At 59.7% G+C, this 11,254-nt stretch carries 14 protein-coding genes; 7 read left to right on the top strand and 7 right to left on the bottom strand.

The window, feature by feature from the left end:
• Positions 1 to 121 precede the first annotated feature (121 nt).
• The 3 genes from AC1DYF_RS24945 (at position 122) to AC1DYF_RS24935 (ending at position 3,842) form a co-directional block, all read left to right on the top strand.
• Positions 122 to 307, top strand: a complete 186-nt coding sequence (locus tag AC1DYF_RS24945) for a hypothetical protein (protein ID WP_477879544.1) — start codon at positions 122 to 124, stop codon at positions 305 to 307.
• 166 nt (positions 308 to 473) lie between these two features.
• Positions 474 to 2,084: a PQQ-dependent sugar dehydrogenase gene (locus AC1DYF_RS24940; protein WP_477879542.1), complete on the top strand. Its 1,611-nt coding sequence runs from the start codon at positions 474 to 476 to the stop codon at positions 2,082 to 2,084.
• Between the two features lie 237 nt (positions 2,085 to 2,321).
• Positions 2,322 to 3,842, top strand: a complete 1,521-nt coding sequence (locus AC1DYF_RS24935; RefSeq protein ID WP_477879540.1) for an efflux transporter outer membrane subunit — start codon at positions 2,322 to 2,324, stop codon at positions 3,840 to 3,842.
• Here the strand turns inward: AC1DYF_RS24935 and AC1DYF_RS24930 are convergent.
• Positions 3,829 to 4,839, bottom strand: coding sequence for a LacI family DNA-binding transcriptional regulator (locus tag AC1DYF_RS24930; protein WP_477879538.1), 1,011 nt, complete (start codon positions 4,837 to 4,839; stop codon positions 3,829 to 3,831). The genes AC1DYF_RS24935 and AC1DYF_RS24930 overlap by 14 nt on opposite strands.
• 111 nt (positions 4,840 to 4,950) lie before the next feature.
• On the opposite strand from AC1DYF_RS24930, the gene AC1DYF_RS24925 reads away from it, so the two are divergent.
• The 3 genes from AC1DYF_RS24925 (at position 4,951) to AC1DYF_RS24915 (ending at position 7,360) form a co-directional block, all read left to right on the top strand.
• A complete protein-coding gene (locus AC1DYF_RS24925; RefSeq protein WP_477879536.1) occupies positions 4,951 to 6,144 on the top strand; it encodes a phytanoyl-CoA dioxygenase family protein in 1,194 nt (397 codons plus the stop codon).
• A gap of 93 nt (positions 6,145 to 6,237) precedes the next feature.
• Positions 6,238 to 7,059, top strand: coding sequence for an SDR family oxidoreductase (locus AC1DYF_RS24920; RefSeq protein WP_477879535.1), 822 nt, complete (start codon positions 6,238 to 6,240; stop codon positions 7,057 to 7,059).
• Between the two features lie 127 nt (positions 7,060 to 7,186).
• Entirely contained in the window at positions 7,187 to 7,360 is a 174-nt protein-coding gene (locus AC1DYF_RS24915; RefSeq protein ID WP_477879533.1) for a DUF1328 domain-containing protein, read from the top strand.
• A 1-nt stretch (position 7,361) separates the two neighbouring features.
• Here AC1DYF_RS24915 and gloA2 read toward each other — a convergent pair whose 3' ends face one another.
• Positions 7,362 to 7,751: an SMU1112c/YaeR family gloxylase I-like metalloprotein gene (gene gloA2 / locus AC1DYF_RS24910; RefSeq protein WP_477879531.1), complete on the bottom strand. Its 390-nt coding sequence runs from the start codon at positions 7,749 to 7,751 to the stop codon at positions 7,362 to 7,364.
• A gap of 24 nt (positions 7,752 to 7,775) precedes the next feature.
• Entirely contained in the window at positions 7,776 to 8,684 is a 909-nt protein-coding gene (locus tag AC1DYF_RS24905; protein ID WP_477879529.1) for a LysR family transcriptional regulator, read from the bottom strand.
• Between the two features lie 329 nt (positions 8,685 to 9,013).
• On the opposite strand from AC1DYF_RS24905, the gene AC1DYF_RS24900 reads away from it, so the two are divergent.
• A complete protein-coding gene (locus AC1DYF_RS24900) occupies positions 9,014 to 9,289 on the top strand; it encodes a M10 family metallopeptidase C-terminal domain-containing protein (RefSeq protein ID WP_477879527.1) in 276 nt (91 codons plus the stop codon).
• A gap of 39 nt (positions 9,290 to 9,328) precedes the next feature.
• On the opposite strand, the gene AC1DYF_RS24895 is transcribed toward AC1DYF_RS24900, so the two are convergent.
• The 4 genes from AC1DYF_RS24895 to AC1DYF_RS24880 all read right to left on the bottom strand — a co-directional run bounded on the left by AC1DYF_RS24895 (position 9,329) and on the right by AC1DYF_RS24880 (position 11,235).
• Complete coding sequence (locus AC1DYF_RS24895) at positions 9,329 to 9,949, bottom strand: alpha/beta hydrolase (RefSeq protein WP_477879525.1); 621 nt, start codon at positions 9,947 to 9,949, stop codon at positions 9,329 to 9,331.
• A 9-nt stretch (positions 9,950 to 9,958) separates the two neighbouring features.
• Entirely contained in the window at positions 9,959 to 10,474 is a 516-nt protein-coding gene (locus AC1DYF_RS24890) for a hypothetical protein (protein ID WP_477879523.1), read from the bottom strand.
• Positions 10,475 to 10,577: 103 nt separating this feature from the next.
• Positions 10,578 to 10,673, bottom strand: coding sequence for an SEC-C metal-binding domain-containing protein (locus AC1DYF_RS24885; protein WP_477879618.1), 96 nt, complete (start codon positions 10,671 to 10,673; stop codon positions 10,578 to 10,580).
• A gap of 226 nt (positions 10,674 to 10,899) precedes the next feature.
• Positions 10,900 to 11,235 carry a hypothetical protein gene (locus tag AC1DYF_RS24880; protein WP_477879522.1) on the bottom strand — a complete coding sequence of 112 codons (336 nt, stop codon included), beginning with the start codon at positions 11,233 to 11,235 and terminating at the stop codon, positions 10,900 to 10,902.
• Positions 11,236 to 11,254 lie beyond the last annotated feature (19 nt).

Below are 11,254 nucleotides of genomic sequence, written 5' to 3'. Positions count from 1 at the left end.
CGTTATGCGTCTTGCGGCTGTGTATCCGGCTGCCTTCTTGAGCGAATGTAGTCTCCGCTCGCATTTTAATCACCCGAATTTTGGTACTGAGCCCGTTAGTAGCGGGAGACAGGGGTCTGTCATGACCAAGCAGGTCGTAGAATATGCCGGCCAACCGGTCGGAATTGCCGTTCCCGAAGACGGCAAGGTCAAATTCATAGCCGTCAAATTCCATGTCATGGAACTCGACAACCATGTTTATCCATCGGTTGCCGCCGTGCAGAATGCCATCCGGTCGCTGCAGACGCATCGGCCGCATGCGGCATAGCCGAAATCATCCAATTTGATGCCATGGAACCGCCGGCTCTTCACCGGCGGTTTCTTTTTGGAAACCCTTTCGGGGTGTCCAGTATTTCCCCCTTGTCTTTGCCACAAACACAGCGTTCTCTCGTGCCGCGACTTCTACCGATGGTGAGCACAAGGAGGGATGGCTCATGAAGAGGAAAGGTACGGATGGCAACTACACGCTTTCAGGCGGTGATGGCGACGATGTCCTCTCCGGCGGCGCGGGCAATGATGTCCTTTATGGCCGCGGCGGCACCGATCTCGATCAGGCGCAAAGTTTCATCCGCTCGAAGACTATAGCCAATATCGGCGAGGGCGCCGTCGAGGTCACCACGGCTCCAGGCGATGACAGCCATCTCTATGGACTGAACAAGCAGAGCGGCACGATCTTCCGGATCGATTCCGATACCGGCAAGAAGACGACCTTTCTCAATATTCCCGACGGCGATTTCTCCAGCGGTGGTGAGCGCGGCGTGCTCGACGTGGCTTTCGACCCCGACTACGCCACGACGGGACGGTTCTTTGTCTATTTCACCGACCCGGACGGCAATATCGAAATCCGCGAATATCATCATACCGCAGGCCAGGCAGACGCCGATGCGGACCCGGTCAAGACCATCATCACCATTCCTCATCCCGGCGAGGACAACCACAATGGCAGTTCGATGGCGTTCGGGCCGGATGGCTATCTCTATATCGGCACCGGCGACGGCGGTGGTAGCGGAGACCCCAACGGCAATGCGCAGAACAAGGACGTGCTGCTCGGCAAGATCCTGCGCATCGACATCAATGGCGATAAGTTCAAGCATGACGACACGAGGAACTACGCCATCCCCGACGACAATGCTTTCGTCGGCAAGGCCGGCGCAGACGAGATCTGGGCGATGGGCGTGCGCAATCCCTGGCGCTTCTCCTTCGACACGAATGGCGATCTCTATATCGGCGACGTCGGGCAGAATGCCTGGGAGGAGGTCGACTATGTCAAGGCAGGCACGAATAGCGGCCTGAACTTCGGCTGGAATTTCCGCGAAGGCCGGCATCCCTTTAACGGCACGCCGCCCGACCCGAAGGCCTTCACAAACCCCGTATTCGAATATTCTCACAATGGCGGAAGTGCCGCGATCACCGGCGGCGTGGTCTATCACGGCGAAGGCGGGCTCGATGGCTCTTACTTCTTCGCCGACTTTGTCACGGGTGCACTTTACACCTTGCATATGGTCGACGGCAAAGCCGTGGGCGCAACAGAGCGAACCGAGCAGGTCAAGGGTGATGCTGTAAACGGCATCGTCGATTTCGGCACGGACGCCAACGGCAACCTCTATGCCGTAACCTTCGACGGTCGCATCATCCACCTGACACCCGGCAAGGGTGCTGGTGATGGGGCAGATTCGCTGCACGGCGGTGATGGCGCCGACAAACTCTATGGCGGTGCCGGCAATGACAAGCTTTCAGGCGATGCCGGCCGCGACCGTCTCGATGGCGGGATCGGCAACGATCTGCTGACCGGCGGCAGCGACGCCGACCGTTTCGTGTTCAAGGACGGCAGTGGCAATGACAGGATCACCGACTTCACAGCCAAGGGCCAGAATCACGATGTCATTGATCTCACGCAGTTCCATGGCATCAAGAATTTTGCCGAATTAATGGGCAATCACGTCACCGAACATGGCGGAAATGTGGTCATCGAAAGCGGTGGCGACAGCATTGTTCTCGTTGGATTGGAGAAAACTGACATAAACCGCCAAGACTTTGATTTTTGAGCAGTTTTTCCACTTGGTGTGGAAAACGCTTCGAAAAGTGTTGAAATAATGTCATCCCCGCTCAATAAAAGGATTGTGACCGGAGCGCGGCGGGGGGTGACCTGTTGCAGCACATCTTGTTTTGCGTTAGCAGCCGGCTTAGTTGATGATTTGACCGCGCCGCCATGACGGCGACGTGGAGACCGTGTTGCTAATGCCCCGACATGAGTGCCGGGGGGTCCGGAGTCTATCCAGCCCATGAAAAAATTCCTGCTCCTGCTCGCCGTCGGCACCATGCTTTCCGCATGCAATTCCAACTATGTGCCCGGGCCCGACATCAAGCTCGAGTCGCATTACAAGGCGCGGGATGTGCGGAAGGGCAAGACTATTGCCCCCGACACCAAATGGTGGGCGAATTTCAGCGACCCGACGCTGAACAGCCTGATCGACGAGGCGCTGGCCTCCAACATTTCCGTCGAGCAGGCGCGGGAACGCATCCGCGAAGCCCGCTTCAGTGCCCGCATCGTCAAGGGCGGCTATTTCCCGTCACTGAATGGCCAGACGGCGGCCACCGCTGCAGAGTCGACGACCAAGCTGGACCAAGGCAAGCTCGTCTGGGTCCCGAATCATCCTGCGCCGGGCAATCCTTTCCAGCCGATGAAGGGTCACTGGGCGCCGACTGGCTTTAGGCCCGTGACGACGGACAATTCCGCGGCAACGGCAGGCTTGGCCGCCACATGGACGCTCGATTTCGGCGCCCGGCCGTCGGCCGAGCAGCAGACCTATCTGGTCGAAGCGCAGAAGGAAGGGCTCAACTCAACCCGACTCGACATCATCGCCGGGGTCACCAATGCCTATCTGAACGTACAAGGCCTCGGTCAGCAGATCATTATCGCGCAGAAGTCGCTTGCCGTTCAGAACAACACGGCGGAAATCACCAAGGCGAAACTCGAAGCCGGTTCGGTTTCGGCACTTGATTCCACCCGCGCCACCGCCCAGGCCTCGTTGACGGCAGCCGACATCCCGTCGTTGGAGCAGGCACGCCAACAGGCGATCAATCAGATCGCCGTGCTGCTCGGCAGGGAACCGGCCGAGGTCGGCAATATTTTCAAATTCAAGTCGGTGCGCTACCCGCGCGTGAAATTCTCCGAAGGCATACCCGCCGACCTTCTGCGCAACCGGCCCGATGTCCGCGTCGCACAGCTTCAGCTGCAGGCACAGCTGGCTGCGATCGGTGTCGCCGAAGCCGATCAATATCCGTCGATCACGCTTTCCGGCAATATCGGCGTTTCGGCCAATGTCGGTTCCCACACCGGCAGCTGGAGCTTTGGTCCGACGATCAATATTCCGATCTTCCAGGGCGGACGTATCAAGGCCAATATCAACCTGAACAAATCGGAAGCGCGCATCGCTTATCTGCAGTATAAGGAGACGGTGCTTACCTCGGTCCAAGACGTCGAGAACGCCATGGTTGCCGTGCGTGCCGAGCAGGAACGCCACGCCCGCCTGACCAAGGCCGTCGCCGATCTGACCAAGGCCGAAGCTCTGGCCCGCCAGCTCAATGAATCCGGTACGACGGAATTCAAGGATGTGTTGGATGCACAGGCGGACCTCTACAATGCCGAGCTTAGCCTTGCGCAGAGCACGCAGCAGGTCAATCTCAATTATGTCGCACTCTGCCAGGCGCTGGGCGGCGGCTGGTTCGGCGATGAACCGGTCATGTCGGAAGACACGATCAAGCTGTTCAACGATCCGACTTACGGCCTCAAGACAAATTAAACGGCGTGATGATCTCGATCGCCGAAAGCTGCGGTCCCGCCATTTGCGGGATCGCATGACGTGATTTCAGGAACGCGCGGAAAACCGAAGCGGCATCGCTGCTCAAGTTGTGATGCAGCACGTAATGCAGCCGCTCCTGCCGCAGCAGTTCGACATTGTCGCGATCGAGATCGTGGCCGACGAAGCAGGCGATTGGCCGGCCGGCGGCAACAAAAGCATTGATGATCGCCCGGTTACCGCCGCCGATCGAATAGACGGCGTTGATCGATGCATCGCGGGCCAGCGCCGCTCGAACCTGTTCGCCGGTGGCGAAATCCTTGCCGTAGCCCTCGCTGATTTCAAGAATGCCGAGATGCGGCCAGCGCTTGCGCAGCAGCCGGCGGAAGCCGATCTCGCGCTCTTCCTCACCGCGAAACCGGCTCGACGACAGCGTCACCAGCACCGTGCCTGCGCTCACTCTTGAACCGATCAGATAAGCGGCAGTCTCGCCGGCCGCCCGGTTGTCAGCGCCGGCATAGGCGATGCGCCGGGAATTCGGCAGATCGGTCACCAGCGTGATGACAGGGATATTCGCTTCGCTCAGTTCAGCCACGGCCTGGGCGATTGCCGGCGTGTCGGCAGCCTTCAGCACCACGCCATGGCTGCCCCGCCGGCGCACCTTGGCGATCAGCTGCAGCATATCCTGCTCGCGCATCTGTTCGGCGACATGGAAGCGGGAGCGCAGAACGGTCGGCAGAAAGGCGACAGCCTCGCTTTCGAACGCGGCTCGCACGGCATTGGAAAACCGGTCCGGCGTTTCCATGATCACGTCGAAAACATAGGTGCGGCCGGCCAGCGCCGCAGCCTTTTCCTGCTGATGCAATTCGGCAAGGGCCGCTTCCACGCGCGCTTTCGTTTGTCGTCGCACGCCGCCGCGATCGTTGATCACCCGGTCGACGGTGGCTGTGCTCAACCCCGCCTGGAAGGCTATGTCCTTGATCAGGAATTCATGCGCCATTGATGGCCGCTCGCTGTGGTTTTGATGGATTTTTGATGGTTTCCGCTGCTGGGCATATCACCGAAGCGACATATACTCCAGCCCATCAACGGTCACCCATGGGAGGAAATCATGAAAACCGACAATCCAGCAGCCGCTCGCTCCAACCGTGTCTGGTACACCGAGGCCGATTGCGACCTCGAGGATTTTGCCGCCTGGCTCGCCGAGACCACCAATCTCGCCGATTATCCGCATGCCAGCGCGCTGGAGAAGAATGTGGTGATCTACGACACCGCCCGCGTCGTCGATGCCTGCCGCACGGCCGAAGGTCGCAAGGCGGTGCTGGCCGAAATCTGCGATGTCTTCATGGGTGGTCCCGGCGTCGCCGTGTTCAAGCAGGCCTATACCGATCATGCGGTAATCGATCGCGCCACGACAGTGTTTACCGACATCATCGACGAGCAGCATCGGATGAAGACCGGCGGCGGCGACCATTTCGCCAAGCCCGGTGCCAACGACCGCATCTGGAATTCCCTGGAAAAGCACTGCCTCGCCGATCCCGAGGGTTTTGCGCAGTATTATGGCAATGCCATCATAGCGCTCGCTTCCGAAGCCTGGCTTGGCCCGCACTACCAGATGACGGCACAGGTCAACCGCGTCAATCCGGGCGGTGCCGCACAGCGCTCGCATCGCGACTACCATCTTGGCTTCCAGGCGCCGTCGGAAATCGAACGCTTCCCCTCGCATGTCCATCACCTCTCGCCGGTGCTGACGCTGCAGGGCGCGGTCGCCCATTGCGACATGCCGCTCGAAAGCGGTCCGACGCTGTTCCTGCCGTTCAGCCAGCGCTACCCGCTCGGCTTCCTCGTCTCCACCCGCCAGGAATTCCAGGATTATTTCGACCAGCACCATGTGCAACTGCCGCTGCAAAAAGGCGACGTGGTGTTCTTCAATCCGGCGCTCATCCACGCCGCTGGCACCAATCGCTCCAAGGATATTCTACGCATGGCGAACCTGCTGCAGGTGTCCTCGGCCTTCGGCCGCGCCATGGAATCGGTCAACCGCGAGAAGATGAGCTCAAAGCTCTACCCGGCGCTCAAGACGATGCTCGCCAATGGCGCCATCGACCAGACCGCTGCCGACAACGCCATTGCTTCCTCGGCCGAGGGCTATTCCTTCCCGACCAATCTCGACCGCGACCCGCCAGTCGGCGGCTTGGCGCCGAAGACCCAGGCCGCACTCTTCAAGGAGGCTCTGGCCGGCGATTGGAGCCCGGAGGAGTTCAACGAAGCGCTGGCGCTCCAGGCTGCGAAGAAGCTGACCTGATCGAATAGATCCAGAACCGCATCGACGGCAGCTCTCTGTCCCGCTGGACAGAAGGCTGCCGTTGTCATTACTCGATTGAATGGAGGAAACCATATGTCTGAAAATGCAGCCCGTCTGGAAGGCAAGATCGCGGTCGTCACCGGCGGCACGCAGGGGCTTGGCGCCGCAATTGCGCGCACTTTTGCCGAGCGCGGCGCGGCGGGCATCGTCATCTGCGGCCGCAACCGCGACAAAGGCGAGGCCAAGGCCACGGAGATTGCCGCCGCTACGGGCACGAAAATCATCTACCAGCAGGCCGATCTCGAAAAGGTCAAGGATATCAGAGCCGTCATCGCTTGTGCCGACCATGAATTCGGCCGCGTCGACGCGCTGATCAATGCCGCGGCGTTGACCGACCGTGGCACCATTCTCGACACCAGCCCGGAACTGTTCGACAGCATATTCGCCGTCAATGTCCGTGCGCCGTTCTTCCTGATGCAGGAGGCGGTCAAGGTCATGCGCCGTGAGAAGATCGAGGGCACGATCGTCAATATCGGCTCAATGTCGGCCATGGCCGGCCAACCGTTCATCGCCGCTTACTGTTCATCCAAAGGTGCGCTGGAGACATTGACCAAGAACACCGCCTACGCGCTGTTGCGCAACCGCATCCGCGTCAACGGCCTCAACATCGGCTGGATGGCGTCGGAAGGCGAGGACCGCATCCAGCGGCAATATCACGATGCCGAACCGGATTGGCTGGAAAAAGCCGCGGCCCAATTGCCGAACGGCCGGCTTGTCGACCCCAATGAAGTGGCGCGCGCCTGCGTCTATCTCTCCTCGTCCGAGTCGGGCCTGATGACCGGTTCGGTGATCTGCTTCGACCAGTCGATCTGGGGCGCCTATGAAGCCTCGCCGCAACCGGCGGCGGCGCTGTAAGACAAACGCTCTGCTCCTGCTGCGATGCGGCAGGAGCGATGCCGCTGAATTGCAATCCGATCGCCACTGGAACTTTGAGTTCATCCGAACATTCTAAAACCAATCGGTTTTAGAAGAGGAAGCAAAAATGCTGAAATGGGCCCTGATTTTCCTGGTTATTTCAATCGTTGCCGGTATTTTCGGTTTTTCCGGCATATCGGCGGCAACCGCTCAGATCGCGAAGATCCTGTTCATCATCGCCTTGGTGCTCTTCGTCATCTTCCTGATCCTGGCTTACACTGCTGCGGGCAGCATCTTGTAGCCTATCGCGGTTCGACCTCGTAGAGTTCGATCGGCAATCCATCGGGATCGGCGAAGAAGGTGAAGCGGCTGCCGGTATATTCATCGATACGGACATCCTCAACAGCGACGCCCGTGGCCTTCACGCGCATTACCGCGGCATCCAGATCGGCAACGGCAAAGGCGAGGTGGCGCATGCCCCTTGCCTCCGGCCGCGAGGGGCGGGGTGGGGCATTTTCAAAACTGAAGAGCTCGATCTGCGCATCGCCGCTCCTGAGATCGCATTTCCATGACCGGCGCACTTCGCGGAAATTTTCGGCGAGGATCTCGAAACCAAGGACGTCACAGTAGAAGCGCTTCGACGTCTCGTAGTCGCCGCAGATGATGGCGATGTGGTGGATTTTGTTGAACATGACTTTTCCGATGTTGGTTGACTGTCAGCGTTCCCTTACGGCCCGCGCCGTTTCCGCAATCCGCAAAAACTCCCGCGCCGCCAGCGGCAGCGACGAACCGCGGCGCCACACCAGCCCCACCTGCACCACAGGCAGCGAGCCCGATACGTCGCGGCTTTCAATCCTGTCACCTTCCAGTGACCAGGGGCGATAGACGAGGTCTGGCAGTAGCGCGATGCCGGCGCCGGTGGCGACAAGGCTGCGCACCGCCTCGACCGAACGGGTACGGAAGGCGACATGCGGCTTGGCGCCGAGTGCGGTCAGCAGTTTGCCGGTATTCTCCTCGATCTCGTCCACGGTGAGCATGATCAGCGGCTCCTGCGCGATGTCTTTCACCGAGATGATATCGGCGCTGCCGAGCTTGTGGCCCATGGGCAGCCAGAGGCGATAGGGCGAGGTCTCGATGATCTCGGCCTGCAGCGCCATGCGGTCGCGCAGGTTGGAAATGGTCATCACGGCAATGTCGAGCTCGCCGCCGATCAGCAGGTGTTCGAGATAGCTGCCATTGTCTTCGATTGCCGACACGTCGACGGCCGGATAGGCGCGGCGATAGCGGCGCAGGAGGTCGGAGAGCACATAGCCTGCCACCAGCGACGTGACGCCGAGATTGAGCGAGCCGGTGGTCTTGTCCCTGTTGTCGGTGAATGTCCGCCGCGCATCCGAGACGGAGGCGAGGATATTCGTCGCATGCCGCAGGAACTGTTGGCCGTTATGGGTGATCGTCAGCCCGCGCGAATGCCGCTCGAACAGCATGACACCGAGATCGCTTTCGAGTTCCTTCATCGCCTCGGTGACGGACGATTGCGAAATCGACAGGACCTGCGCAGCGCCGCTGACGGTGCCCTGCTCGGCCACGGCGATGAAATATTGCAGCTGTCGGAAGGTGAATGCCATGATCTGGATATGCCACAGCCGCGTTGACTTTCGCAAGACAGCCGAAATCGCTCAGGCATCATCGCTGGGGCGGACAAGAAGGAAGCGTGCGCATGAACTCGGTTCCCGTCGCCACAAGTCTCGCCAACTGCCGGCTGGTCGGACGCTCCGATATTCATGGATTTCGTCGGTAAGTGATCGAAGTTTGGAGCGGCACCGACGCTGACGAACGGCCAGATTGAAAACCTGCCACTGCTTGGCACAAAAACCTCCACGGCACAGGCAATGCAGTCGACAATGCCTTGATCGGCAATGCCGGCAGCAACGTTCTCAATGCCGGTGCATGAGAGATGCTGACCGGCGGAAAGGGCGCCGACACATTCGTCTTCGCCACCGGGCAAGAAACCGATACCATCTCCGATTTCGGCCACGGCGCCGACAAGATCGATCTCTCTGGCCGCGCTGACATCGCCGACTTAAAGGACCTGATGGCGCATCATCTGACGGGCGTCGCATGGGGACGTCCATATCGACAGCGGCACGATGGACGAACTGATCCTTCAGAATGTCGCTGTGGCCGACCTGAACAGGCGAGTTCATCTTCGCACAGTGTCTCTGGTCGGTGAGATGGCATAGGCGAGGGGAGATCGGCAAGGCAAAGCCCGCTAGGCGAAGGTCTGTTGCAACCAGGCTTTCAATGCAATCAGGTCCTCGTCGCTGATGTCGTGGCCGCAATCATGCTGCCGATGGGTGACTTCCGAGCCGGACTCCCGGAAGTCTGCAGCGACGACCTCGTGATCACGGGGTTCGCGCCGACCATCATGGCGCGCGGCCAGGATCAGCAGGGGATAATTGTTCAGCGCCGCAGGCTTCGTGTCCCTGAATGGTGACAATGGGCGCATCAGGACGGCGCCGGATGTCAGGCTGTGCCGCCGGGCAATCAGCGAGGCCGTGATGATGGCCCCGTTGGAAAAGCCGACGATCACCGGCGGTCTGGAAAGCGTGTGCCGCCGCGCCAGCGCTTCCAGGAATCTCGCCAGCCCCTCAGTCTGGGCGGCAAGATCGTCGTAATCGAGAGTTCTGTCGGGGTTGCGGCGGAAAAAGGCAAAGCCATCTTCCCAGGCCAGCGATCCACGGAGCGCGAAGACGGATGTACCGGGCGCAACGGTCCCGCCGATGCCGTCCCATGCGTTTTCCGAACCGCCGCTGCCATGCAGGAGCACCAGCGGCGGCAGCGATGACGGTCCGGGCCGCGCCCAGTAGTGATAGCCTGCCAGAAATTCCATTGCGATTGATCACTCGCTTGCCAAGGCTCGTGAAATCGCACGGCTCGATTTGGCAGGCAAGGCACTACGGCGCTTCCACGAATGCTCCATCCGCCACTGCAGATAGAGCCCCTTCTCGCCGGACGGGTCCCGGTCGCTGATCGTCCAGTCCGGCCCTTCCTCGACTGTCATGAACGACAGCAGCCGAACACCGTTCGAGAGTTCGATTTCGATCTCCGGCAGCCGACCGAAATGGGTGACGTCGACGACCGTTGCGCCCAGCAAGCCATCGAACACAGGCTTCCAATCGTCGTCATCGCTCCAACTACCGCAGACGATACGATTCCCATATTCGATCCGCCAACTCCAGGAGAGAAAGACGCTCATCTCGCCGGTCGGGAAATTCCGCCGCTTTGCCTTTGGAAAAAAGCCATATCTCAGATTGCCGAATTCGAGGAAATACGCCGAACCATAACCCTGCCACGCATAGGTCAATTCCATACCGCGCAGCCTTTTTTGGCGCGCTTCGAACAAATGCTCGTTCATTTTCGATTTTCCGTGTCAAACATCGCGTTGCCGGAGCGGCGGCCAAGCCGATCCGGCTGTCGGGGATATCGGTCCCTAAAAGTAATGATCGCGCAGCGACCCGTCATAGCGCCCGCTCGTCATGCAGCAGTGCTTGAAACCGCTTCCATGAACCGCAGGGGCAGGGGTCGTTGCGACCAAGTTTTTCGATGAGTTCCACGCCGCCGTGGTCCGTCTGGTCCCCGGTTTTCACCCGGCTTTCGGATGGGAAGGATTTACGTCGCTTGGACGTGACCTCAAAAGCTCACGTCGTGGAGGTGTTTGCGCTTGTTCGACATGGTCGCCTCCTGTGCTTTGTTGTCGTTCGAACGAGCGGACAATGGCGCAAACCGCTGCAACCTTCAAGTCGCCAATTGCATTTGGCCGATGCGGAATGGGGGACTTGGCTACTGCTTCGATTTTGGCTCGGAGAACTGTTTGTAGCAGTCAAACTGATAGCCACTCCAGAATTCTCTTATCGCCCGCTGTTGTCTATCCTCGGTGTCGTAGACCGGTTCGTCGTAAGCTTTGATCACCATCTCGCGAACCGTTAGCGGAATTAATGCGTTGCTTTTAGCGAGACGAGCCATAACTTCGCCCATGGATGTGCCATGCTGCCGCCGTTCCATGAAAGCGCCGGCAGTTGCACCGATTTCATAACAGAGCTTGTCGGCGTCTGCCTTCTGGGCAAGTGCGGCGGTTGCCGACACGAACAGCCAAGCTGTCGCGATGACGCATTTCATGTTTTTCTCCCGAGGTCCG

Source organism: Rhizobium sp. P2_G9 (assembly GCF_056403475.1).
Note: the sequence above shows the minus strand (reverse complement) of the source record. Positions and strands in the feature narration are given on the sequence as shown.

Bases quoted from the DNA above. Each gene is read 5' to 3' on its own strand.
- AC1DYF_RS24945 (WP_477879544.1), top strand. From the start codon at position 122: ATGACCAAGCAGGTCGTAGAATATGCCGGCCAACCGGTCGGAATTGCC.
- AC1DYF_RS24940 (WP_477879542.1), top strand. From the start codon at position 474: ATGAAGAGGAAAGGTACGGATGGCAACTACACGCTTTCAGGCGGTGAT.
- AC1DYF_RS24935 (WP_477879540.1), top strand. From the start codon at position 2,322: ATGAAAAAATTCCTGCTCCTGCTCGCCGTCGGCACCATGCTTTCCGCA.
- AC1DYF_RS24930 (WP_477879538.1), bottom strand. From the start codon at position 4,839: ATGGCGCATGAATTCCTGATCAAGGACATAGCCTTCCAGGCGGGGTTG.
- AC1DYF_RS24925 (WP_477879536.1), top strand. From the start codon at position 4,951: ATGAAAACCGACAATCCAGCAGCCGCTCGCTCCAACCGTGTCTGGTAC.
- AC1DYF_RS24920 (WP_477879535.1), top strand. From the start codon at position 6,238: ATGTCTGAAAATGCAGCCCGTCTGGAAGGCAAGATCGCGGTCGTCACC.
- AC1DYF_RS24915 (WP_477879533.1), top strand. From the start codon at position 7,187: ATGCTGAAATGGGCCCTGATTTTCCTGGTTATTTCAATCGTTGCCGGT.
- gloA2 (WP_477879531.1), bottom strand. From the start codon at position 7,751: ATGTTCAACAAAATCCACCACATCGCCATCATCTGCGGCGACTACGAG.
- AC1DYF_RS24905 (WP_477879529.1), bottom strand. From the start codon at position 8,684: ATGGCATTCACCTTCCGACAGCTGCAATATTTCATCGCCGTGGCCGAG.
- AC1DYF_RS24900 (WP_477879527.1), top strand. From the start codon at position 9,014: ATGCTGACCGGCGGAAAGGGCGCCGACACATTCGTCTTCGCCACCGGG.
- AC1DYF_RS24895 (WP_477879525.1), bottom strand. From the start codon at position 9,949: ATGGAATTTCTGGCAGGCTATCACTACTGGGCGCGGCCCGGACCGTCA.
- AC1DYF_RS24890 (WP_477879523.1), bottom strand. From the start codon at position 10,474: ATGAACGAGCATTTGTTCGAAGCGCGCCAAAAAAGGCTGCGCGGTATG.
- AC1DYF_RS24880 (WP_477879522.1), bottom strand. From the start codon at position 11,235: ATGAAATGCGTCATCGCGACAGCTTGGCTGTTCGTGTCGGCAACCGCC.